20 protein-coding genes and 1 pseudogene are annotated in these 22074 nt (G+C 60.7%); 14 read left to right on the top strand and 7 right to left on the bottom strand.

The window, feature by feature from the left end:
• Positions 1 to 60: 60 nt before the first annotated feature.
• Together ACZZ0K_RS26510 and ACZZ0K_RS26515 are read right to left on the bottom strand one after the other, a co-directional pair.
• On the bottom strand, positions 61 to 825 hold the full coding sequence (locus ACZZ0K_RS26510; RefSeq protein ID WP_150743553.1) for a TOBE domain-containing protein: 765 nt from the start codon (positions 823 to 825) through the stop codon (positions 61 to 63).
• A gap of 185 nt (positions 826 to 1010) precedes the next feature.
• Entirely contained in the window at positions 1011 to 1745 is a 735-nt protein-coding gene (locus ACZZ0K_RS26515) for a double zinc ribbon domain-containing protein (RefSeq protein WP_463559698.1), read from the bottom strand.
• Positions 1746 to 1836: 91 nt separating this feature from the next.
• Between ACZZ0K_RS26515 and bioB the strand changes: the two genes are divergently transcribed.
• The 10 genes and pseudogenes from bioB (at position 1837) to ACZZ0K_RS26565 (ending at position 14220) form a co-directional block, all read left to right on the top strand.
• Positions 1837 to 2892 carry a biotin synthase BioB gene (bioB, locus tag ACZZ0K_RS26520; RefSeq protein WP_056786610.1) on the top strand — a complete coding sequence of 352 codons (1056 nt, stop codon included), beginning with the start codon at positions 1837 to 1839 and terminating at the stop codon, positions 2890 to 2892.
• Positions 2893 to 3051: 159 nt separating this feature from the next.
• Complete coding sequence (gene bioF / locus ACZZ0K_RS26525; protein ID WP_258707281.1) at positions 3052 to 4230, top strand: 8-amino-7-oxononanoate synthase; 1179 nt, start codon at positions 3052 to 3054, stop codon at positions 4228 to 4230.
• Positions 4223 to 4954, top strand: a complete 732-nt coding sequence (locus ACZZ0K_RS26530) for an alpha/beta fold hydrolase (RefSeq protein WP_258707280.1) — start codon at positions 4223 to 4225, stop codon at positions 4952 to 4954. The genes bioF and ACZZ0K_RS26530 overlap by 8 nt, the downstream gene beginning before the upstream one ends.
• Positions 4947 to 5754: pseudogene (gene bioC / locus ACZZ0K_RS26535) on the top strand (malonyl-ACP O-methyltransferase BioC). The gene ACZZ0K_RS26530 and the pseudogene bioC overlap by 8 nt, the downstream one beginning before the upstream one ends.
• Positions 5751 to 6431, top strand: coding sequence for a dethiobiotin synthase (bioD, locus tag ACZZ0K_RS26540; RefSeq protein WP_041476721.1), 681 nt, complete (start codon positions 5751 to 5753; stop codon positions 6429 to 6431). The pseudogene bioC and the gene bioD overlap by 4 nt, the downstream one beginning before the upstream one ends.
• 108 nt (positions 6432 to 6539) lie before the next feature.
• Positions 6540 to 6836 carry a pyrroloquinoline quinone biosynthesis protein PqqE gene (locus ACZZ0K_RS26545; RefSeq protein WP_252884925.1) on the top strand — a complete coding sequence of 99 codons (297 nt, stop codon included), beginning with the start codon at positions 6540 to 6542 and terminating at the stop codon, positions 6834 to 6836.
• 274 nt (positions 6837 to 7110) lie between these two features.
• Positions 7111 to 8916, top strand: coding sequence for a phenylacyl-CoA dehydrogenase (locus tag ACZZ0K_RS26550; protein ID WP_024014564.1), 1806 nt, complete (start codon positions 7111 to 7113; stop codon positions 8914 to 8916).
• 191 nt (positions 8917 to 9107) lie between these two features.
• Positions 9108 to 10397, top strand: coding sequence for a GGDEF domain-containing protein (locus tag ACZZ0K_RS26555; protein ID WP_039757672.1), 1290 nt, complete (start codon positions 9108 to 9110; stop codon positions 10395 to 10397).
• A gap of 90 nt (positions 10398 to 10487) precedes the next feature.
• Entirely contained in the window at positions 10488 to 12284 is a 1797-nt protein-coding gene (locus tag ACZZ0K_RS26560; RefSeq protein WP_258707278.1) for an acyl-CoA dehydrogenase C-terminal domain-containing protein, read from the top strand.
• 157 nt (positions 12285 to 12441) lie between these two features.
• Positions 12442 to 14220 carry an acyl-CoA dehydrogenase C-terminal domain-containing protein gene (locus tag ACZZ0K_RS26565; RefSeq protein WP_041476717.1) on the top strand — a complete coding sequence of 593 codons (1779 nt, stop codon included), beginning with the start codon at positions 12442 to 12444 and terminating at the stop codon, positions 14218 to 14220.
• A 228-nt stretch (positions 14221 to 14448) separates the two neighbouring features.
• Here ACZZ0K_RS26565 and ACZZ0K_RS26570 read toward each other — a convergent pair whose 3' ends face one another.
• Positions 14449 to 15363, bottom strand: coding sequence for a LysR family transcriptional regulator (locus ACZZ0K_RS26570; protein WP_150743545.1), 915 nt, complete (start codon positions 15361 to 15363; stop codon positions 14449 to 14451).
• 169 nt (positions 15364 to 15532) lie between these two features.
• Between ACZZ0K_RS26570 and ACZZ0K_RS26575 the strand changes: the two genes are divergently transcribed.
• From ACZZ0K_RS26575 to ACZZ0K_RS26590, 4 genes are all read left to right on the top strand, one after another.
• Positions 15533 to 16759: an aspartate aminotransferase family protein gene (locus tag ACZZ0K_RS26575; protein WP_258707277.1), complete on the top strand. Its 1227-nt coding sequence runs from the start codon at positions 15533 to 15535 to the stop codon at positions 16757 to 16759.
• A 250-nt stretch (positions 16760 to 17009) separates the two neighbouring features.
• Entirely contained in the window at positions 17010 to 17366 is a 357-nt protein-coding gene (locus ACZZ0K_RS26580; RefSeq protein WP_252883905.1) for a type II toxin-antitoxin system RelE/ParE family toxin, read from the top strand.
• Positions 17359 to 17679 carry a helix-turn-helix domain-containing protein gene (locus tag ACZZ0K_RS26585; protein ID WP_039757682.1) on the top strand — a complete coding sequence of 107 codons (321 nt, stop codon included), beginning with the start codon at positions 17359 to 17361 and terminating at the stop codon, positions 17677 to 17679. Before ACZZ0K_RS26580 ends, ACZZ0K_RS26585 begins: the two co-directional genes overlap by 8 nt.
• A gap of 95 nt (positions 17680 to 17774) precedes the next feature.
• Positions 17775 to 17933, top strand: a complete 159-nt coding sequence (locus tag ACZZ0K_RS26590; protein WP_003228885.1) for a YqaE/Pmp3 family membrane protein — start codon at positions 17775 to 17777, stop codon at positions 17931 to 17933.
• Between the two features lie 116 nt (positions 17934 to 18049).
• Here ACZZ0K_RS26590 and ACZZ0K_RS26595 read toward each other — a convergent pair whose 3' ends face one another.
• From ACZZ0K_RS26595 to pqqC, 4 genes are read right to left on the bottom strand one after another with little or no spacing between them, the layout of a single operon-like run.
• On the bottom strand, positions 18050 to 19849 hold the full coding sequence (locus ACZZ0K_RS26595) for a S9 family peptidase (RefSeq protein WP_258707276.1): 1800 nt from the start codon (positions 19847 to 19849) through the stop codon (positions 18050 to 18052).
• Positions 19815 to 20987 carry a pyrroloquinoline quinone biosynthesis protein PqqE gene (pqqE, locus tag ACZZ0K_RS26600; RefSeq protein ID WP_056786640.1) on the bottom strand — a complete coding sequence of 391 codons (1173 nt, stop codon included), beginning with the start codon at positions 20985 to 20987 and terminating at the stop codon, positions 19815 to 19817. The genes ACZZ0K_RS26595 and pqqE overlap by 35 nt, the downstream gene beginning before the upstream one ends.
• Positions 20959 to 21234 carry a pyrroloquinoline quinone biosynthesis peptide chaperone PqqD gene (pqqD, locus tag ACZZ0K_RS26605; RefSeq protein WP_041476711.1) on the bottom strand — a complete coding sequence of 92 codons (276 nt, stop codon included), beginning with the start codon at positions 21232 to 21234 and terminating at the stop codon, positions 20959 to 20961. Before pqqD ends, pqqE begins: the two co-directional genes overlap by 29 nt.
• Entirely contained in the window at positions 21231 to 21983 is a 753-nt protein-coding gene (gene pqqC / locus ACZZ0K_RS26610) for a pyrroloquinoline-quinone synthase PqqC (RefSeq protein ID WP_258707275.1), read from the bottom strand. The genes pqqD and pqqC overlap by 4 nt, the downstream gene beginning before the upstream one ends.
• Positions 21984 to 22074 lie beyond the last annotated feature (91 nt).

Consider the following 22074-nt stretch of genomic DNA (forward strand, 5'->3'; position numbering starts at 1 on the left):
CTGCTTGGTTATGGGCAACACCTTAATGCGGGTCGATGACGCTTTTGTGGCAAGGGCTAATCAGAGCGGGGTGCCGATCAGCACGTTAGATGGTGCGCATTGCACCTGCACCGGATTGCCGACCTCCAGCCTGTGGCTGCGCAAGTGCAGCGGTTCGGCCAAGGCGCAAAGTGTCTGGCCGTTGGGCAGGGAAATGCGCACCTCGCTGGGACCGTCCTCGGCATCGAGGATGGCTTCGATGGTGCCGCGCAGGACATTGTGTCCGGGCGTGGCCGGCTGATCGGCGCCGAGCAACTCAAGCCAGCCAGCCTTGATCAGCGCCATCACTTCGGTACCGACCTGCAATTCCAGATGCACGGTGCTGTCGTGGGTGATCTGCGCCTCCAGAGCAATGCCTTCGGCCAGTTCAAGGCGGATCAAGTCATTGCGACCCTGCGCCTGAATCGCTGCCACCGTGCCATGCAGCTGATTGCGCGCACTGGTCCTGAGCATCAGCCGCCCGAGCAGGTCGAGATCACTGGCGTCTTCCGCCGCTTCCAGCACCTGCGCCTGCAACGCCTGCAATTTCTGATACAGGCGCAGCACTCGCTCGCCCTCGCTGGACAATCTGGCGCCGCCGCCACCCTTGCCGCCCACCACGCGCTCGACCAGGGGTTTCTGCGCCAGGTTGTTCAGCTCATCGATCGCATCCCACGCCGCCTTGTAACTGAGCCCCGCGCTTTTCGCCGCACGGGTGATCGAGCCCTGCTCGGCGATGTGTTGCAGCAGGGCAATGCGCTGCGGGCGGCGGACGATGTGCTGGGAGAGCAGGGTGGGCAGGGACATGGCAGAACGCTTCTGGCTCGGGCGATGAAATGGACGTTGGCCACTTGCAACGCATGAGTCAAGCCTGACGCAAAGCCCCTGTGGGAGCGAGCCTGCTCGCGAAAGCGGTTTGACCAACAACAGCTTTGTTGAATGTGATGCCCATTCGCGAGCAGGCTCGCTCCCACACGATATCTGTATTCGCTTCAGGTACCGGGCTTCGGCGTACGAGCCAGGCAATACACATCGACCCGCGCCGCACCTGCATTCATCAGCAACCGCGACAGCGCTTGAGCGGTCGCGCCCGTGGTCAGAACATCATCCACCAGCGCCCAATGGCGGCCACTGACCTGCGCGTCAGGCGCCAGCGCAAAGGCATTGCGCAAGTTGCGTTTGCGCGCCTTGGCGTCGAGATCCTGCTGGGCGTCGGTGTCCATGACTCGCCTTAGAAGCTGTTCTTCACAGGGCAGATCCAGAGAAACACTCAACCAGCGCGCGAGCATCGCCGCTTGATTGAATCCTCGCCGACGCAGGCGTTTATTCGCCAACGGCACCGGTAGCAGTACATCGGGGCGCGGCAGGTCCTCGGCGAAGCGATGCTGCAGGTATTGGCCGAGAACGTCGGCGAGCAGGTGACCAAACGGCCATTTCGCGTTGTGTTTAAAGCGCGTGATCATGCTGTCCACCGGGAAGCCATAAACCCACGGCACGGCAACCTGTTCGAAGGCCGGAGGCTCTAGCAGGCACTCGCCGCAAGTCAGGCCATCCGCCGCCAGTGGCAAAGCGCAGGTCTGGCAGTGACTGCCGAGCCAGGGCAGCTCGGTTTCACAGGCCTCGCACATTGGCATTTGTGCTTCTGCGGGCTCATCGCACAGCAAACAGGTCTGTACGTTTTTTAAACAGATGTAAACCTGTCCTTGGTATTGCGGTTGACAGCGCATCGCTCTTCCTTAAATATGCCGAACATCCGTGTAGCGCCTGTGGGTATTCCGTTTCCCCCAGCGCCAGCCAAGCATAACCAAGGAATTGCCCATGAGCGCGAGTACCACCGCCACCCTGCGTCACGATTGGTCTCTGGCCGAAGTCAAAGCACTCTTCGTACAGCCATTCAACGACTTGCTGTTCCAGGCGCAAACGGTGCACCGCGCACATTTCAACGCCAACCGCGTGCAGGTCTCGACACTGTTGTCGATCAAGACCGGTGCCTGCCCGGAAGACTGCAAGTATTGCCCGCAGTCCGGGCACTACAACACCGGGCTGGAAAAAGAAAAACTGATGGAAGTGCAGAAGGTCCTCGAAGAGGCGGCCCGCGCGAAAGCCATTGGTTCGACGCGGTTCTGCATGGGCGCAGCGTGGAAACATCCGTCGGCCAAAGACATGCCGTATGTGTTGAAGATGGTTGAAGGGGTGAAAGCCCTAGGCCTGGAAACCTGCATGACCCTCGGACGTCTCGATCAGGAGCAGACCGAAGCGCTGGCCAAGGCCGGTCTCGATTACTACAACCACAACCTCGACACCTCGCCGGAGTTCTACGGCAGCATCATCACCACCCGTACTTACAGCGAACGTCTGCAGACGCTGGCCTATGTACGCGAGTCGGGAATGAAAATCTGCTCCGGCGGCATTCTTGGTATGGGCGAATCGCTGGACGATCGCGCCAATCTGCTGATCCAGTTGGCCAACCTGCCGGAGCACCCGGAATCGGTGCCAATCAACATGCTGGTGAAAGTCGCCGGCACCCCGCTGGAAAACGCCGAAGACATCGACCCGTTCGACTTCATCCGCATGCTCGCCGTGGCGCGCATCCTCATGCCGCAATCCCATGTGCGCCTGTCCGCCGGTCGCGAAGCGATGAACGAGCAGATGCAGGCCCTGGCATTTTTCGCTGGCGCCAACTCGATTTTCTACGGCGACAAATTGCTCACCACCGCCAACCCGCAGGCGGACAAGGACATGCAGCTGTTCGCGCGCCTCGGTATCCAGCCGGAGGCTCGCGAAGAGCACGCGGATGAAGTGCACCAAGCGGCGATCGAGCAGGCGCTGGTGGAGCAGAAAAGCAGCGAGCAGTTCTATAACGCTGCCATCTAAAAGCTGCACGGATTGCGCTGAAGGAATGCAAAACCTCTGTGGGAGCGAGCCTGCTCGCGAAAGCGGTTTGGCTGCGAATATCCATGTTGGATGTGACGCCCATTCGCGAGCAGGCTCGCTCCCACAGGGGATCTGTGTCATTTGAAAATCGAGGCCTGCATGTCATTCGATCTCGCCGCACGCCTTGCTGCCCGCCGTGCCGACAACCTCTACCGCCAGCGCCCGCTGCTCGAATCGCCGCAAGGCCCGCAAGTCGTGGTCGACGGCCAACCGCTGCTCGCTTTCTGCAACAACGACTATCTGGGCCTGGCCAATCATCCGCAGGTGATCGAAGCCTGGCGCGCGGGGGCCGAGCGCTGGGGTGTTGGCGGTGGCGCATCCCATCTGGTGATCGGCCACAGCAGCCCGCATCACGCGCTGGAAGAAGCGCTCGCCGATCTGACCGGGCGCCCACGTGCGCTGCTGTTCACCACCGGCTACATGGCCAACCTCGGCGCGGTCACCGCGCTGGTCGGGCAGGGCGATACGGTACTCGAAGACCGGCTCAATCACGCTTCGTTGCTGGACGCAGGCCTGTTGTCCGGCGCGCGTTTCAACCGCTATCTGCACAACGACGCCGAAAGCCTGGGCAAACGCCTGGAGAAAGCCACTGGCAACACACTGGTGGTGACCGATGGCGTATTCAGCATGGACGGTGACATCGCCAATTTGCCGGCACTGGCCCGCGCGGCCAAGGCCAAAGGCGCGTGGCTGATGGTCGACGATGCCCACGGCTTCGGCCCGTTGGGCGCCAACGGTGGCGGTATCGTCGAGCATTTCGGCTTGAGCCAGGACGATGTGCCGGTGCTGGTCGGCACCCTCGGCAAAGCCTTCGGCACCGCCGGGGCCTTTGTCGCTGGCAGCGAAGAGTTGATCGAAAGCCTGATCCAGTTCGCCCGCCCGTACATCTACACCACCAGCCAACCGCCGGCGCTGGCCTGCGCGACGCTGAAAAGCCTCGAGCTGTTGCGCAGTGAACACTGGCGCCGTGAGCATTTGCAGACACTGGTCCGCCAGTTCCGCCACGGCGCCGAGCAGATCGGGCTGGAGCTGATGGACAGCTTCACGCCGATCCAGCCGATCATGATCGGCGATGCCGGCCGCGCGGTGCGGCTCTCGCAAATGCTCCGCGAGCGCGGCTTGATGGTGACCGCGATCCGTCCACCGACCGTGCCGGCCGGCAGCGCGCGGTTGCGCGTCACGCTGACCGCCGCCCACAGCGAGGCGCAGGTGCAACAGTTGCTGGATGGGCTGGCAGATTGTTTCGCCCGATTGTCGTTGGAGCCAAGCCATGCGTAATCGTCTGATCCTGCTGCCCGGCTGGGGCCTCGGCGTGTCGCCGCTGGAACCGCTGGCCGCAGCATTGCGCGGCCTCGACGAACATCTGCAAGTCGAGATCGAACCGCTGCCGGAGCTGGACTCCGCTGACCTTGAAGACTGGCTCGACGAACTCGATGCGCGCATTCCGCAGGAAGTCTGGCTTGGTGGCTGGTCGCTGGGCGGCATGCTCGCCAGCGAACTGGCGGCACGACGCGGCGAGGCGTGCTGCGGGCTGCTGACGCTGGCGAGCAACCCTGCGTTTGTCGCCCATGAGCAGTGGCCGAACGCGATGCCTGGCGAGACCTTCGATGCGTTTCTTGCCGGTTGTCAGGCCGACCCGCGTACCACGCTCAAGCGCTTCGCTCTGCTATGTGCGCAAGGTTCACCAGACCCGCGCGGCTTGTCGCGCTTGCTGCTCGCTGGCGCGCCGGCCACCGCGCCGACCGCGCTGATGGCAGGGTTGGAGCTGCTCGCGCAGATGGATACACGCCAGGCGTTGCAGGCGTTTCGCGGGCCGCAGTTTCATCTGTTCGGCGGGCAGGACGCGCTGGTTCCGGCGGAAGCGGCCGGCGCATTGTTCGCGCTGTTGCCGGATATCGAAATTGGTCTGATCGAACAGGCCAGCCATGCTTTTCTGCTGGAAGACCCGCATGGAGTCGCGGGCGCGATCCAGGCTTTTCTACATGAGTGCGCTGATGACTGATCTGTCCCTTGTGCTCCCTGAGGGCTTGCCCGACAAGCGCCAGGTGGCGGCGTCTTTTCCCGCGCTGCGGCCAGTTACGACAGTGTCGCGGAGTTTCAGCGTGACGTCGGCACGCAGCTGCTTGAGCGTTTGCCTGGGAGTTTCATGCCGTCGCGGTGGCTCGATCTCGGTTGCGGCACCGGCTATTTCACTCGTGCGCTGGCCTCGCGTTTCACCCAGGGCAGCGGTGTCGCGCTGGACATCGCCGAGGGCATGCTCAATCACGCACGGCCGCTGGGTGGCGCTGAGCATTTCATTGCCGGCGATGCCGAAAGGCTGCCGTTGCAGGACGCGAGCTTCGATCTGATTTTCTCCAGCCTTGCAGTGCAATGGTGCGCCGACTTCGAGGCGGTGCTCAGCGAAGCCTTTCGCGTGCTTAAACCGGGGGGATTTTTGCGTTAGCTAGTCTTTGTACAGGGACGCTGTTCGAGTTGCGTGAGAGTTGGCAGCAGGTCGACGGGCTGGTGCACGTCAATCGCTTCCGCGCCTTCGCCCGCTATGAGCAGTTATGTGCCGGCAGTGGCATGCGCATTTTGGCGCTGGAGAATCAGCCGCACGTGTTGCATTACCCGGATGTGCGCAGCCTGACCCATGAGCTGAAGGCGTTGGGCGCACACAATCTGAATCCCGGGCGGCCGGGCGGTTTGACCGGACGGGCGCGGATTCTCGGGCTGATCGACGCGTACGAGCGGTTCCGTCAGGCGTCGGGGCTGCCGGCAACGTATCAGGTGGTATACGCCGTGTTGGAGAAACCTCTATGAGCGCAGCCTATTTCGTCACCGGTACCGACACCGATGTCGGCAAGACCACCGTTGCTGCCGGATTGCTCCATGCGGCGCGGTCGGCAGGCTTGAGCACGGCGGCGGGCAAACCGGTGGCATCGGGTTGCGACGTCACGCCCAAGGGCTTGCGTAATTCCGACGCCCTGGCGCTGCTGGCCGAATGTTCGTTGCCGCTGACTTATCAACAGGTCAACCCAGTGGCGTTCGAGCCAGCGATAGCTCCCCATCTCGCGGCGCGCGAAGCGGGTGTGGCGTTGACGGTGCAATCGCTGCTGGCGCCGATGCGCGGGATTCTGGCGATGAACGCCGATTTCACCCTGATCGAAGGCGCGGGCGGCTGGCGGGTGCCGTTGGCCGATCAGGACAATCTCTCGGACCTGGCGATTGCACTGAAGCTGCCGGTGATTCTGGTGGTGGGCGTGAGGCTGGGGTGCATCAGTCATGCGTTGCTGACCGCCGAGGCGATTGCCCGCGATGGTCTGCAATTGGCGGGGTGGGTGGCGAATATCATCGATCCGAAAACTTCGCGGCTGGAGGAAAACCTCGCGACCCTGGCCGAGCGCATTCCCGCGCCATGCCTGGGCCGGGTGCCGAAACTCAAGGCGTTGAGCGCCGAAGCGGTGGCCGAGCATTTGCAACTGGATTTGCTCGATTAAGTTTCTCGCTATGAACAGGCACTGTGCCATTAGTGTTTTTGACGGGTGTTTTGTTGGCGCGTCTGCTTCAATGGCGACCATTGATCCTTTGCAAGGATGAGAGCGACTATGGAAATCTCAGGTAACACAGCTTTTTATGCGGGGCTGAGCTCGATTCAGTCCGGGCAGAACCGCGTCGATCAGGCTGCCAGCCAGATCGCCAACAACACTATCGAACGTTCGGTGACCAGCCAGTCGTCCGAAGTGCAGGTCAATCGCCTGCGCGGTGTGGATCGCGCACAAGAATCGGATCTGGCGAGCAATATCGTCGAGCTGTCGCAGGGCAAGATCCAGGCAGAGTTGGGTGTGAAGGTGGCCAAGGCATCCGACGAAATGCTCGGGACGATCATCGATACCTTTGCCTGATCGAATTTGTTATAGACCCCGAAACGCCGCGCCCTGTCGCGGCGTTTTTCGTTTAAGTCCTTCTTGCTCAACTAATCTTTTTACAACGCCCGTGGCTTATATCAAGTCGCGGCGATTTGTCGTCTCCGGCATTTGGAGAGCGTGATGACGAACGGCAAAAGATCGATGCTTGACAAGATTTCGGCGTAAACGTATGTTTCAAACAACTGTTTGACCGTCACAACAATTCAACACGGTCGTTCATTCCCGGTTACATCAGCAGAGGTTTATCGCTATGCCTGACTACAAGGCCCCCTTGCGTGATATTCGCTTCGTTCGTGACGAACTGCTCGGCTACGAAGCGCACTATCAGAGCCTGCCAGCGTGCGCAGACGCCACGCCGGACATGGTTGACGCCATCCTCGAGGAAGGCGCCAAGTTTTGTGAGCAGGTACTGGCGCCGCTGAACCGCGTGGGCGACATCGAAGGCTGCACCTGGAGCGAGTCCGGCGTGAAAACCCCGACTGGCTTCAAAGAGGCGTACAAGCAATTCGTCGAAGGCGGCTGGCCAAGCCTGGCGCACGACGTCGAGCACGGCGGTCAGGGTCTGCCTGAGTCGCTGGGCCTGGCAGTGAGCGAAATGGTTGGCGAAGCCAACTGGTCGTGGGGCATGTACCCAGGTCTGTCGCACGGTGCGATGAACACCATCTCCGAGCACGGCACCCCAGAGCAGCAGGAAGCCTATCTGACCAAACTGGTCTCCGGCGAATGGACCGGCACCATGTGCCTGACCGAACCGCACTGCGGCACCGACCTGGGCATGCTGCGCACCAAGGCCGAGCCTCAGGCCGACGGTTCCTACAAAGTTTCCGGCACCAAGATCTTCATCTCGGCCGGCGAACACGACATGGCCGATAACATCGTCCACATCGTACTGGCGCGTCTGCCGGATGCTCCGGCTGGCACCAAAGGCATCTCGCTGTTCATCGTTCCAAAGTTCCTGCCAAACGCCGATGGCACCATTGGCGCGCGCAACGCAGTGAGCTGCGGTTCGCTGGAACACAAGATGGGCATCCACGGCAACGCCACCTGCGTGATGAACTTCGACGGCGCCACCGGTTACCTGATCGGCCCGGCGAACAAAGGTCTGAACTGCATGTTCACCTTTATGAACACCGCTCGCCTCGGTACCGCACTGCAAGGTCTGGCTCACGCCGAAATCGGCTTCCAGGGCGGTCTGAAATACGCTCGTGATCGCCTGCAAATGCGCTCGCTGACTGGCCCGAAAGCGCCGGACAAAGCCGCTGACCCGATCATCGTCCACCCGGACGTGCGCCGTATGCTGTTGACCATGAAGGCGTTCGCCGAAGGCAACCGCGCGATGGTCTACTTCACTGCGAAGCAGGTCGACATCGTCAAATACGGCGTCGATGAAGAAGAGAAGAAGAAGGCCGACGCACTGCTGGCGTTCATGACCCCGATCGCCAAAGCGTTCATGACCGAAGTCGGTTTCGAAGCCGCCAACCACGGCGTGCAGATCTACGGCGGCCACGGTTTCATCGCCGAGTGGGGCATGGAGCAGAACGTTCGCGACAGCCGCATTTCGATGCTGTACGAAGGCACCACCGGCATCCAGGCCCTCGACCTGCTCGGCCGCAAAGTGCTGATGACTCAAGGCGAGGCTCTGAAAGGCTTCACCAAGATCGTCCACAAGTTCTGCCAGACCAACGAAGGCAACGAAGCCGTCCAGGAATTCGTCGCGCCGCTGGCTGCACTGAACAAGGAATGGGGCGAGCTGACCATGAAGGTCGGTATGGCTGCCATGAAAGATCGCGAAGAAGTCGGCGCGGCCTCCGTGGATTACCTGATGTACTCCGGTTATGCCTGCTTGGCCTACTTCTGGGCAGACATGGCACGTCTGGCTGCGGAAAAACTGGCTGCCGGCACCAGCGACGAGGCGTTCTACACCGCCAAGCTGCAAACCGCGCGCTTCTACTTCCAGCGCATCCTGCCGCGTACCCGTACGCACGTGGCCACTATGCTGTCGGGTGCTGGCAACCTGATGGACATGAAAGAAGAAGACTTCGCACTGGGCTACTAAGCCTTAACGCAGTCTGACGAAAACCGCTGCTCCCGTTAGGGGGCAGCGGTTTTTTTGTTTGTGGATCGCTCAGATAGTCGAGCTTCCGGCCGTTACAGAGACCGTGTGTGATCTGGATCACATTGTATGGGCTTGGCCGCACTTTGCAGGCACAATGCCATCTCTTTGCTATGACGGGTCGGAGCTTACCCTTGCCGCGTTCTTCCGCTGTGCGTTTCAGCCATTTCCTGCCATCACTGCTGTTATTGCTTGCGGGGCTGGCGGCTGCGTACGTCAAAGACCTCAGCGTATTCTTCACATCGCTGTTCAACGTCCTGCCGACATTGGTTCTGCTCCTCGGTGGCGCGTATTGCGCGGTGTATCGACGTCAGCGCGAACTGTTTCTGATGCTCACGGTGTACATCGCCTACTTTCTGCTGGACACCCAGACAGATTTCTACCGCGACAACGGCAAGGTCCGCGAAGACGCTGCGGTGGTGTTTCATCTGGTCTGCCTGTTGCTGCCGTTGTTGTTCGGATTATTCGCCGCATGGCAGGAACGTACCCATCTGTTTCAGGACATGGTCGCGCGCTTTGCCGTGCTGCTGGCATTTGGCAGCGTGGCGCTGGGACTGGAGCAAAGTTACCCACAGGCGCTGCTGCTGTGGTTGTCGGAGATCCGCTGGCCGGCGCTGCATGGGGCATGGATGAGTCTCATCCAGTTGTCCTATCCGGTGTTCATCTCGGCCTTCCTGCTTCTGGCCTGGCAATACTGGCGCAACCCGCGCCCGTTGCACGCGGCGCAACTGGTTGGCTTGCTCGGTGTGTTCTGGATGCTGCCGAAGACCTTCATTCTGCCGTTCACCCTGAACATCATGTGCAGCCAGGTGATGCTGATGATCGCCGCCGCCGTTGCGCATGAGGCCTATCAAATGGCCTTCCGCGACGAGCTCACCGGCCTGCCGGGACGACGTGCGCTCAACGAACGCATGCAGCGACTGGGGCGCAACTATGTGCTGGCGATGAGCGACGTCGATCACTTCAAGAAATTCAACGACACCCACGGCCACGATGTCGGTGATCAGGTGCTGCGGCTGGTCGCCAGCAAACTGTCGAAAATCAGCGGTGGCGGTAGGGCGTATCGCTACGGCGGTGAGGAATTTGCCTTGGTGTTCGCAGGCAAGACCCTTGAGGAGTGCATGCCGCACCTGGAAGTGATCCGTGAATCGATTGCGTCTTATAGCATTCAGCTACGCAACCAGGAAAACCGCCCGCAGGATGATCAGCAAGGTCGCCAGCGGCGCAGCGGTTCCGGGGCTTCGGCGGTGTCGGTGACGGTGAGCATCGGCGTCGCCGAACGTGTCGAGCAGCGCACCCCTGAAGAAGTGCTCAAGTCCGCCGACCAGGCGTTGTACAGCGCCAAGGGCGCCGGGCGTAACTGCGTCATGGCGTTCGGGCAGAACCGCCGTGGCGCGGTGCGCATGGACGCTGCTGCGGGTTGAGTGATGACGGCGCATTCAGCGCCTGCACAGTGATTGTCGCGCGTGGTGGCCAGCAGTAGGTTGAACAAATCTGCTGACGGAGAATCCACCATGCCCGAGTACAAAGCTCCCCTGCGCGACATGCGCTTTCTGATCGATCACGTCTTCGACTTCCATACCAACTACGCCGCTCTCGGCGCTCATGACGCCAGCCCGGACATGATCAGCGCGATCCTCGAAGAAGGCGCGAAGTTCTGCGAGAACGTGCTGGCCCCGCTCAATCGCAGCGGCGACGAAGAGGGCTGCCATTTCGACAACGGCGTGGTGACAACGCCTACAGGCTTCAAGCAGGCCTTCGCACAATATGTCGAGGGCGGCTGGCACGGTTTGGCGGCTGATCCGGCTTACGGTGGCCAAGGGTTGCCGAGTTCGCTAGGGCTGGTGATCAGCGAGATGGTCGGCTCCAGCAACACGTCCTGGGGCATGTACCCCGGCCTGACCCACGGCGCGATGTCGGCGATCCACGCCCACGGTACCGCCGAGCAGAAAGACACCTACCTGAGCAAACTCACCGCTGGCCAGTGGACCGGCACCATGTGCCTGACCGAAGCGCACTGCGGCACTGATCTGGGCATCATCAAGACTCGCGCGGTGCCCCGGGCCGACGGCAGCTACGCGATCACCGGCAGCAAGATTTTCATCTCCGCTGGTGAGCATGACCTGAGCGACAACATCATCCATCTGGTCCTGGCCAAGCTGCCGGACGCACCGGCCGGAACCAAGGGCATTTCCCTGTTTATCGTGCCCAAGTTTCTGCCCGATGCAGCAGGCGAAGCGGGTGAGCGCAATGGCGTTTCCTGTGGCTCGATCGAGCACAAGATGGGCATCAAGGCTTCTGCTACGTGCGTGCTGAATTTCGATGCCGCCACGGGTTACTTGATCGGCGAGCCGAACAAGGGCCTCAACTGCATGTTCACCATGATGAACCACGCGCGGCTTGGTACTGGCATGCAGGGGCTGTGTCTGGGCGAGGCGAGTTTTCAGGGCGCGATCAAGTACGCCAATGACCGCCTGCAGATGCGCGCCCTGACCGGTGCCAAATCCCCGGAAAAACCTGCCGACCCGATCATCGTTCACCCCGATGTGCGACGCATGTTGCTGACCATGAAAGCCTTCAACGAAGGCAACCGCGCGCTGACCTATTTCACTGCGCAGATGCTCGATGTTGCGCACCTGAGCAGCGATGCCGATGCGCGTCAGGAGGCCGAAGACCTGCTGGCGTTCCTCACGCCGATCTGCAAGGCGTTCATGACCGACACCGGGCTGGAAGTGACCAATCACGGCATGCAGGTATTCGGCGGCCACGGCTTCATTCGTGAGTGGGGCATGGAGCAACTGGTGCGCGATTGCCGGATTGCGCCGATCTACGAAGGCACCAATGGCATTCAAGCGCTCGACCTGCTCGGGCGCAAGGTGCTGGGCAGTCAGGGCAAGCTGCTGCGCGGCTTTACCAAAATCGTCCACAAGTTCTGCGCAGCGAACGCCGAACATGCGCAGCTGGGCCGCTTCGTCGCGCAACTCAACGGGCTCAACCAACAGTGGGGCGACCTGACCATGAAGGTCGGCATGGCGGCCATGAAGAACCCGGACGAAGTCGGTGCTGCGTCGGTGGATTATCTGATGTACAGCGGCTACATCATCCTGGGCTACCTGTGGCTGCGCATGGCGTTGGTTGCGCAGGCACAGCTGGAGGCGGACGAGGGTGAGGCTGATTTCCTCAAGGGCAAACTGGCGACGTGCGAGTTCTACTTCAAGCGCTTGCTGCCGCGTACGGCTGCGCATCAGGCGGCGATCGAGGCGGGGAGTGATTGTTTGATGAATCTGCCGGCGCAGGCGTTTGCTTTGTAGGGCAGATCGAAAGATCGCGGCGATCTTTTTCCGGTGACCAAAAATAACAAATCAGTCACCGGTTGACCCTATGTGTCGCAAAAGTTGTTGAGGTACACTCCGGATCAACGAAAACATCATTCCACGAACCACCTGTTTAGATCTTGCGAGGTTTGCCATGGCTGACTACAAAGCGCCGCTGCGCGATATGCGCTTCGTCCTCAATGAAGTGTTCGAAGTCGCCAAACTCTGGGCCGAGCTGCCGGCGCTGGCCGAGACCGTCGATGCCGAAACCGTTGAAGCGATTCTCGAAGAGGCCGGCAAGGTCACCAGCAAAAGCATCGCGCCACTGAGCCGTGCTGCTGACGAGGAAGGTTGCCATTGGGCGGACGGTGCTGTCACCACGCCGGCCGGTTTCCCACAGGCCTATCAGACTTATGCTGAAGGCGGCTGGGTCGGTGTTGGCGGCGATCCGGCCTACGGCGGCATGGGCATGCCCAAAGCCGTGTCGGCGCAGGTCGAAGAAATGGTCAACTCCGCCAGCCTGGCGTTCGGTCTGTACCCGATGCTGACCGCCGGCGCCTGCCTGTCGATCAATGCCCACGCCAGTGAAGAACTGAAAGCTGCGTACCTGCCGAACATGTACGCCGGCATTTGGGCCGGTTCCATGTGCCTGACCGAGCCGCACGCCGGCACCGACCTGGGCATCATCCGCACCAAAGCCGAACCTCAGGCCGACGGTTCCTACAAGGTCAGCGGCACCAAGATCTTCATCACTGGTGGCGAGCACGACCTCACCGAAAACATCATTCACCTGGTACTGGCCAAGCTGCCTGACGCGCCGGCCGGTCCAAAAGGTATTTCGCTGTTCCTGGTGCCGAAGTTCATGGTCAATGCCGACGGCAGCCTCGGTGCGCGTAACCCGGCCAACTGCGGTTCGATCGAGCACAAGATGGGCATTCAGGCCTCGGCGACCTGCGTGATGAACTTCGACGAAGCCGTGGGTTATTTGGTCGGCGAGCCGAACAAAGGCCTGGCGGCGATGTTCACCATGATGAACTACGAGCGCCTGGGTGTTGGTATTCAAGGCCTGGCCACGGGCGAGCGCTCTTATCAGAACGCTGTTGAATACGCGCGCGATCGTCTGCAGAGTCGTTCGCCGACCGGTGCGCAGAACAAGGACAAAGTCGCCGACCCGATCATCGTCCACCCGGACGTGCGGCGCATGCTGCTGACCATGAAAGCCTCGAACGAAGGCGGCCGTGCGTTCTCCACGTATGTGGCGATGCAACTGGACACCGCCAAGTTCAGCGAAGACGCGACCACCCGCAAGCGCGCGGAAGATCTGGTGGCGTTGCTGACGCCGGTGGCGAAAGCCTTCCTGACCGACCTGGGTCTGGAAACCACTGTCCACGGCCAGCAGATTTTCGGCGGCCACGGCTACATCCGCGAGTGGGGCCAGGAGCAACTGGTGCGTGACGTGCGCATCACCCAGATCTACGAAGGCACCAACGGTATTCAGGCGCTGGACCTGGTCGGGCGCAAGATCGTTGGCAGTGGCGGCGCGTTCTACCAGCTGTTCGCTGACGAGATCCGCCATTTCACCGCAACCGCCAGTGCTGATCTGGGCGAGTTCACCAAGCCGTTGAACGATGCCGTCGACACCCTCGACGAGTTGACCGCGTGGCTGCTGGACCGGGCGAAAAACAATCCGAACGAAATCGGCGCGGCCTCGGTCGAATATTTGCAAGCGTTCGGCTACACCGCTTACGCCTACATGTGGGCGTTGATGGCCAAAGCCGCGCTGGGCAAGGAAGCGCAGGAGGATTTCTACGCGAGCAAGCTGGGCACCGCGCGCTTCTATTTCGCCCGTCTGCTGCCGCGTATCCACTCGTTGAGCGCGTCGGTCAAGGCCGGTAGCGAGTCGCTGTTCCTGCTGGATGCGGCACAGTTTTGATCCTGTAGACGTCATGTAAGCATTTGCTTACGTGACGTGCTGCTGTTCTCCCATATCCGTATATTGGATCCACGGCTAATCTACATTTCATGGACGTCGCGCAGGAAGCGCAAAGTAAACAACACGGACACGTAGGATTCTGCCAGGGTGGCGGAGTGAAATGGATGTCAGGGAAACAGTCTGCAAAGCCCCGCTTCGGCGGGGTTTTCTTTTGCCTGAAGAAAAGTTTCAGGCGAGCGGATCAAGGGGCGGCTTCGTTTCGCGGTCGATCACCTCTTCAAGCAATGTCCGCAGCAATGCCAACGAGGCCTGCTGGCGTTGCACATCACGGCACACCAGGCCAACTTGCAACGGCACCCGTGGTTCGCTCAGCGGTTTCCATAGCAGATCTTCATCGTCATATTCCTTTTGCGAACGTCCCGGCAGCACCGTTGCCAGCCTGGTGTGCGGCAGGCTATCGAGAATCCCCAGCATAGTGTTCAACTCGGCCTGCACCTGCGGGCGTCGTCCGAGGCTGGTCAGTTGTGCCTGCCAGATCTGTCGGATCTGGAACTCTTCGCCGAGCAGCAACATGGGCAGCTCAGCAGCCTGGCGCATCGAGACCTTCTTGAACTCGCGCAAGGGATGGTCCGCCGGGATGACCAGCGTCAGTTCATCTTCGTACAGCAACACACCGTGCAGACCGGGTTGGCGCGGTGGCAGATAGCTGATGCCGATGTCCAGGGAACCATTGAGCAGACGCCGTTCGATTTCCAGCCCGGTCAGTTCATAGATTTGTACCACCAGATGCGGCTGCGCCTTGCGCACACGCTCGAGCATCTGCGGCACAAGGCTGGTGTGCACCGTTTGCAACACACCGATCGCCAGTGTGCGCAGTGCCTGACCCTTGAAACTACCCAACGCCTCGCGCGCCCGCTGCAAGCCATCGAGCAATGGCAACGCGTGGTTGTACAGCGTATGCGCAGCGAGGGTCGGCAGCAGGCGTTTACTGCTGCGTTCGAACAGGGTTACGTCGAGGTTCTGCTCCAGCTGACGGATCTGTTGCGACAGCGCCGGTTGCGAGATCGACAAGCGCTCAGCCGCACGGCCGACATGGCCTTCTTCGTAGACCGCGACGAAATAACGCAGTTGTTTGAAATCCATAAGTAGCGCTTATCGAAATGGCTGAGAAATCGAAATGGCCTGAAGCCGTTTGCGCGCCTAGTCTAACCGCATTCACAAGGCTTGCAGGGCCAGAAAGCGTGACGAATTCCATTTGCTTCGTTCGTGATTACATAGGCAGTTCAAAAAACCTCCAGCGAGGTTTTTCCGCATGAATCTGTTCAGTTTGCGGCGTCAGACGCCGAGTCTGGATGACCTCTGCTTCGAGGCGGGGCCATCCGCTATGACCGACCATCTCAATGCCCAACGCCTGATGCCCAGCGTCGATCGGCCGCAACAAGTGTTCGTTCGCGGCCAGGGTTCCTGGCTGTGGGACAGCAACGATCGCGCCTACCTCGACTTTTCCCAGGCCGGCGGCGCCAACAGCCTTGGCCACAGCCCCACGGCGCTGGTCAAAGCCATCGCCAATCATGCCCAGGCGCTGATCAATCCAGGCTTCAATCTGCGTAATCGCGGCATGCTCAGCCTCGCCGAACGTTTGTGCGCCAGCACGTCCAGCGATCAGGCGTACCTGCTCAACAGTGGCAGCGAGGCTTGTGAGGCGGCGATCAAACTGGCGCGCAAATGGGGGCAGCTGCATCGCGGCGGCGCCTCGCGGATCATCATGGCTGAGCAGGGTTGTCATGGCCGCAGTCTGGCGACGATTGATCGAGTGCCATTCAACGACCTGCCGGCGCTGCATGCGGCGGTAGACGCGCAGACCGTGGCGATCATGCTGGAGCCGATCCAGAGCGATGCCGGGGTCATTCCCGCGACCGAGCATTACCTCAAAGGGGTCGAACGACTGTGCCGTGAACTGGGCATTCTGCTGATTCTCGACGAAGTGCAGACCGGTATCGGCCGCTGCGGCAGCTTGCTCGCCGAACAGTCCTACGGGATTCGCGCCGATATCGTCGTGCTCGGCAAAGGCCTTGGCGGCGGCTTGCCATTGGCGGCTTTGCTGGCGCGGGGCACGGCCTGCTGTTTCGGCGTTGGCGAATTGGGCGGCACTCATCACGGTAATGCACTAATGACGGCGGCCGGTCTGGTAGTGCTCGACAGCATCCATGACCGCAGCTTTCTCCAGCAGGTTAACGACAGCGGCCAGCATTTGCGCGAAGGCCTTGCGCGACTGGCGCACCGCTACCGCCACGGCGAGTTACGCGGCCAAGGCCTGTTTTACGGGTTGACGCTGTCCGACGAATGCGCCGACGCCGTCGTCCATGCCGCACTTCACGAAGGCCTGATATTGAACGCCGCGCAGCCTGACTGCCTGCGCTTCACCCCGGCCCTCACTGTCAGCAAAGCCAACATCGACGAAATGCTCCTGCGCCTGGGCCGCGCCTTCTCGCGAGTGCGCACCGCCCAAGTGCAATGTCGCAAGGGCATTGCCGTGTGAGCTGAGCAGCCCCAACCGATTACTCGAACCGTCTCGCGGTATAACGCACGCCCCACGCCTGATTCTTTTGGCGTGGGGCGTTTTTTTGTGGCCGGGTTTTACAGACGTGATTTAGAGCTTGAGGGATCGTACCGTGGATGGTCTTTTAGAGAATGCCAGCAAGGGATGCGGCTACGGCCTGATCGGTATCACCGAAAAAGCCGTTTTGCGATCTGTACCACTAGGTGGTATGTTTTTGGAAGGGATACCTATGCCATTGAGGCTGTTCAAGACCAAACGCTTCGCCCTCCAGGCCAGTAGGGCGTGGATCACAGATGAAGAGTTGCAAGAGGCGTTTCACCAGATGCTTCAGGGACAGGCGGACAATCTTGGCGGAGGCGTGTGGAAGAAGCGCTTGAAGGCGAACCGTCACCGTTCGATTGTTTTGGCAAAAGGTGGACGTCACTGGATCAACCAAGTGCTTTTCGCCAAGCAGGATCAAAGCAATATCACGCCAACAGAATTGAAGGATTTACGTAAATTGGCAAAGGTCTATGCGCAACTGACCGAAGCGCAGATCAGCGACTTGTTGGCGATGAAGGAGTTTGTGGAGATATGTCATGAGTAAGAAATTCAAAAGTGAAGTTTTTGAATCGATACACGAATCAGCCGGGGCGTTGCTTGCTGTCGGAGCAATAAACAAGGCAACGATGCGAGAATTTGATGACTCCTGTCTGGCATCGGTTCCCTTAGCGATCCCGGCTGAGGAGATCAAGGCGCTACGCGAGCGAAACAAGGTCAGCCAACCGGTATTTGCACGCTATCTCAACACAAGTGCATCCACGGTGAAGCAGTGGGAATCGGGTGACAAACATCCCAGCGGTATGGCGCTCAAACTACTGAGCATCGTACAAAAACATGGGTTGAAAATTCTCGCTTGAGCCTGACGCAGCTATCGCACTGAACCCTGACGAACGGCGCGTGTCGATTAGCTTGTATGGCTCAAGTGAGCCAACCCCCATTCAGGAGCTGCCCCATGGATTTCATTCGTATCATCATCGCTATTCTGTTGCCGCCACTGGGCGTGTTTCTGCAGGTCGGGTTTGGCGGGGCGTTCTGGCTGAACATTCTGCTGACGTTGTGCGGCTACATTCCAGGGATCGTGCATGCGGTTTATATCATCGCCAAGCGCTGAGTCCGCTAGCGCAACTTAGATAGCTTTCGCGAGCAGGCTCGCTCCCACACTGGATCTGTGGTGTACACAAGTCCTCTGTGGGAGCGAGCCTGCTCGCGAAGGGCGCAACACAGTTTTCAGTCAACCAGCCCCATCACCCGCCGATAAAACGTCCACTCCTGCTCCAGCGCATGGGCCTGGTTGGCCGCGCGGCGGAAGCCGTGCCGTTCGTCAGGGTAGTAATGCGCCTCGACCGGGATGCCGTTGTGCTCCAGCGCCGCGACCATGTCGCGGGTTTGTTGCGGCACGACCACCGCGTCCAGTTCACCTTGAAAGAAAATCACCGGCACGCGAATGTTGTCTGCGTGCAGCAGTGGCGTGCGGGAGGCATAGCGTTCGGCATCTCGCTCGGGATCGCCGATCAGCCAGTCCAGATAATCGCCCTCGAACTTGTGCGTTGCGCGAGCCAACGCGACCGGATCGCTGACGCCGTAGAGGCTGGCGCCTGCGCGGAAAACCTGTCTGAACGCCAGCGCACACAGCGTTGTGTAGCCACCCGCACTGCCACCGCGAATGAACGCGCGGTCACCATCGATCAAACCTTGGCCAGCGAGATAGCTGACCACCGCGCAGGCATCCTCGACATCCACCTCGCCCCAGCGCAGATGCAGCGCTTGGCGATATTCGCGACCATAGCCACTGCTGCCGCGATAGTTGAGGTCGGCGACGGCGAAACCGCGCTGCGTCCAGTATTGGATGCGCGGGTCGAGTATCGGATAGCACGCCGACGTCGGGCCGCCGTGGATAAACACCACCAGCGGCGGTTTTGCTTCACCGCTCATGGCCGGGTAGAAGAAACCGTGCGCCTCGCCGGAGCCGCTCGGATAACGCAAGGTCTGCGGACGGCTGATGCGTTCGGCAGGCAATGGAGCCACGCCGCCAGCGAGGATTTTCACGGCATGAGACACACGATCAATGGCGATCACTGCCGACGGGCTGGTCGGCGATGCAGCGATGCAATAGATGAATTGTTGATCCATCGCCAAGTGGCGGAAGCGGCTGTAGTCACCGCTGAAATCTTCACTTCCAAGGGCCAGGCGACCGAAACCACCCTCGCTCCAACTGGCTAAAAATTGATCACCGACAGGCAGCCACGTGCAGCCGCCTAGCTGCCACGGCGCGGGCGCGTGATCGGCCTCGGCACTCGGTAGCGCGTGCAAGCCATCAGACGTTTCGCCCCACGGCTGCCAGTAGCCGCCACGGTCCGTCAGGCAACAGAGCCGCCCATCAGCGTCGAATCGCGGCTGCTGGATCGACTCCTCGATCTGCTCACCGGCAACACAGCGAGGCGCAGAAAAATCGCCTTGCGCGCCCATCAACCGGGTCGAGGTCCACGGCTGATGCGGGCGACTCCACTCGATCCACGCCAGCCGCTGGCCATCGGGGCTGAGCGTTGGCGACGCATAGAAATCCGCACCTTCGGCCAGCACCTGTCGCGTTCCGGTGTTCAGATCAATCGCCACCAGTCGATGCCGATCCTGCTGCTCTTCAACCGCCAATACCCGGCCAGCGGCGAATTGCAGATCGCCGTAGCGGCAGTCAGTCGACGTCAGCGCGACCGGCTCGCCATCCAGCGCCTGCCGATACATCTGCTGATCCGCTTCATTGACGAAAACCACCCCGTCAGGCGTCAGACAAAACGCACCACCGCCATATTCGTACACGCGGCTACGCACGCTGAAGCCGTCCGGCGTCAGACTTTTCGCTGCGCCATCGCGCCAATGCCAGATCCGGCATGCGGCATCCTCGGGGCGGTATTCATTCCAGAACACACCATGGGCGCCGAGCTGCAGTTCGGCGAAGTCGGTTCCGGCGGCGACGGCCTGGGCGGCGCTGAAAGGCTCAGCCCTTGGCGATGAGGCGTGAGTTTCGTTCATTGCGAAAGGCCAATTGTTCGATGGTTTGAGTGGCGGTCTCGGCTTCTTCGCGGGCCTTGAGGATCACGCCGTGATGTTCGGACTTGCTGCACACCGGGTCGGCATTACTGGCGTCGCCGGTGAGCATGAACGCCTGGCAGCGGCAGCCGCCGAAGTCTTTTTCTTTCTCGTCGCAAGAGCGGCACGGCTCGGGCATCCAGTCGTAACCGCGAAAACGGTTGAAGCCGAACGAGTCATACCAGATGTGTTGCATGCTGTGATCGCGCACGTTGGGAAACTGCACCGGCATCTGGCGGGCACCATGGCAGGGCAGGGCGGTGCCGTCCGGGGTGACGGTCAGGAAGATGCTGCCCCAGCCGTTCATGCAGGCTTTCGGGCGTTCTTCGTAATAGTCCGGAGTGACGAAAATCAGCTTGCACGGATGCCCTTCGGCTTCCAGCCTGGCCCGGTATTCGTTGGTGATGCGTTCGGCGCGCACCAGTTGCTCCCTGGTCGGCAGCAGGCCAACACGGTTGAGCTGCGCCCAGCCGTAGAACTGGCAAGTGGCGAGTTCGACGAAGTCGGCCTCCAGCGCAATGCACAGTTCGATAATGCGGTCGATCTTGTCGATGTTGTGCCGATGGGTGACGAAGTTCAGCACCATCGGATAGCCGTGGGCCTTGACTGCGCGAGCCATTTCCAGCTTTTGCGCAAAGGCCTTTTTCGAACCGGCGAGCAGGTTGTTCACTTGCTCGTCGCTGGCCTGAAAACTGATCTGGATGTGATCGAGCCCGGCCTTTTTGAAGTCGCTGATTTTCTGCTCGGTCAGGCCAATGCCGGAGGTGATCAGGTTGGTGTAGAAACCCAGCTGCCGCGCTTCATGGATCAGTTCGGCCAAGTCCTGACGCACCAACGGTTCGCCCCCGGAAAAGCCCAATTGCGCCGCGCCCATCTCCCGCGCTTCGCGGAACACCTTGATCCATTGCTCGGTGGTCAGCTCTTTGCCCTGCTCGGCGAAATCCAGCGGATTGGAGCAGTACGGGCATTGCAGCGGGCAGCGGTAGGTCAGCTCGGCGAGCAACCAAAGGGGCAGGCCGACTTCAGGTTTCGGCGGTACTTGCACTGACGAATCAGGCAAGTTCGATCCAGTGCTGCGCACGGGCAACCTCCATGAATTGCTCGATGTCGTCACCAAGCTCGGGCACGCCGGGGAACTGCTCGTCGAGTCTGGCAATGATCGCCGCGACATCGCGTTCGCCATCAATCAAGCCGCCGATCAGTGCGGCGCTGTCGTTGAGCTTGATCATGCCTTCCGGGTACAGCAACACGTGGCCTTTTTGCGCCGGCTCGTATTGGAAGCGATAGCCCGGGCGCCAGCTCGGCACTTTGCTGCGGTCGAAACTCATAAGATGATTCCTTTATGCCAGACCCGTTGTCCGGTCACGCTGTGATACGGCGGACGGTTCAGTTCGTAGGCCATGCTCATGGCATCGAGCATGCTCCAAAGAATGTCCAGTTTGAACTGGAGAATTTCCAGCATGCGCTCCTGGCCTTCGCGGGTCTTGTAGTGCTCGAGGGTGATCGCCAGCCCATGTTCGACGTCACGCCGCGCCTGACCGAGGCGGGTGCGGAAATATTCATAACCGGCCGGGTCGATCCACGGGTAATGCTGCGGCCAACTGTCCAGACGCGACTGGTGGATCTGCGGCGCGAACAGTTCGGTCAGCGAGCTGCTGGCGGCCTCCTGCCAACTGGCGCGACGGGCGAAGTTGACGTAGGCATCGACGGCGAAACGCACGCCGGGCAGCACCAGTTCCTGGGAGCGCAGTTGGTCCGGGTCGAGGCCAACAGCCTGGCCCAGACGCAGCCAGGCTTCGATGCCGCCATCTTCACCGGGGGCGCCGTCGTGGTCGAGCAGGCGCTGAATCCACTCGCGGCGGATTTCCCGATCCGGGCAATTGGCGAGGATCGCTGCGTCCTTCAGGGGAATGTTCACCTGATAGTAGAAGCGGTTGGCGACCCAGCCCTGAATCTGCTCGCGGGTCGCACGGCCTTCGTACATCGCCACGTGGTAAGGGTGGTAGATGTGGTAGTAGGCGCCCTTGGCGCGCAGGGCCGCTTCGAATTCGGCGGGGGACAGCGGGGTGTCGGTCATGTCTGTTCTCCGGGAACAACCCTGGAAATCTCTGGTGTCTGTGCTGGCTTCTTCGCGAGCAGGCTCGCTCCCACAGTTGATCGCATTCCAT

Source organism: Pseudomonas sp. AC255, assembly GCF_979258175.1.

Bases quoted from the DNA above. Each gene is read 5' to 3' on its own strand.
- ACZZ0K_RS26510 (WP_150743553.1), bottom strand. From the start codon at position 825: ATGTCCCTGCCCACCCTGCTCTCCCAGCACATCGTCCGCCGCCCGCAG.
- ACZZ0K_RS26515 (WP_463559698.1), bottom strand. From the start codon at position 1,745: ATGCGCTGTCAACCGCAATACCAAGGACAGGTTTACATCTGTTTAAAA.
- bioB (WP_056786610.1), top strand. From the start codon at position 1,837: ATGAGCGCGAGTACCACCGCCACCCTGCGTCACGATTGGTCTCTGGCC.
- bioF (WP_258707281.1), top strand. From the start codon at position 3,052: ATGTCATTCGATCTCGCCGCACGCCTTGCTGCCCGCCGTGCCGACAAC.
- ACZZ0K_RS26530 (WP_258707280.1), top strand. From the start codon at position 4,223: ATGCGTAATCGTCTGATCCTGCTGCCCGGCTGGGGCCTCGGCGTGTCG.
- bioD (WP_041476721.1), top strand. From the start codon at position 5,751: ATGAGCGCAGCCTATTTCGTCACCGGTACCGACACCGATGTCGGCAAG.
- ACZZ0K_RS26545 (WP_252884925.1), top strand. From the start codon at position 6,540: ATGGAAATCTCAGGTAACACAGCTTTTTATGCGGGGCTGAGCTCGATT.
- ACZZ0K_RS26550 (WP_024014564.1), top strand. From the start codon at position 7,111: ATGCCTGACTACAAGGCCCCCTTGCGTGATATTCGCTTCGTTCGTGAC.
- ACZZ0K_RS26560 (WP_258707278.1), top strand. From the start codon at position 10,488: ATGCCCGAGTACAAAGCTCCCCTGCGCGACATGCGCTTTCTGATCGAT.
- ACZZ0K_RS26565 (WP_041476717.1), top strand. From the start codon at position 12,442: ATGGCTGACTACAAAGCGCCGCTGCGCGATATGCGCTTCGTCCTCAAT.
- ACZZ0K_RS26570 (WP_150743545.1), bottom strand. From the start codon at position 15,363: ATGGATTTCAAACAACTGCGTTATTTCGTCGCGGTCTACGAAGAAGGC.
- ACZZ0K_RS26575 (WP_258707277.1), top strand. From the start codon at position 15,533: ATGAATCTGTTCAGTTTGCGGCGTCAGACGCCGAGTCTGGATGACCTC.
- ACZZ0K_RS26580 (WP_252883905.1), top strand. From the start codon at position 17,010: ATGCCATTGAGGCTGTTCAAGACCAAACGCTTCGCCCTCCAGGCCAGT.
- ACZZ0K_RS26585 (WP_039757682.1), top strand. From the start codon at position 17,359: ATGAGTAAGAAATTCAAAAGTGAAGTTTTTGAATCGATACACGAATCA.
- ACZZ0K_RS26590 (WP_003228885.1), top strand. From the start codon at position 17,775: ATGGATTTCATTCGTATCATCATCGCTATTCTGTTGCCGCCACTGGGC.
- ACZZ0K_RS26595 (WP_258707276.1), bottom strand. From the start codon at position 19,849: ATGAACGAAACTCACGCCTCATCGCCAAGGGCTGAGCCTTTCAGCGCC.
- pqqD (WP_041476711.1), bottom strand. From the start codon at position 21,234: ATGAGTTTCGACCGCAGCAAAGTGCCGAGCTGGCGCCCGGGCTATCGC.
- pqqC (WP_258707275.1), bottom strand. From the start codon at position 21,983: ATGACCGACACCCCGCTGTCCCCCGCCGAATTCGAAGCGGCCCTGCGC.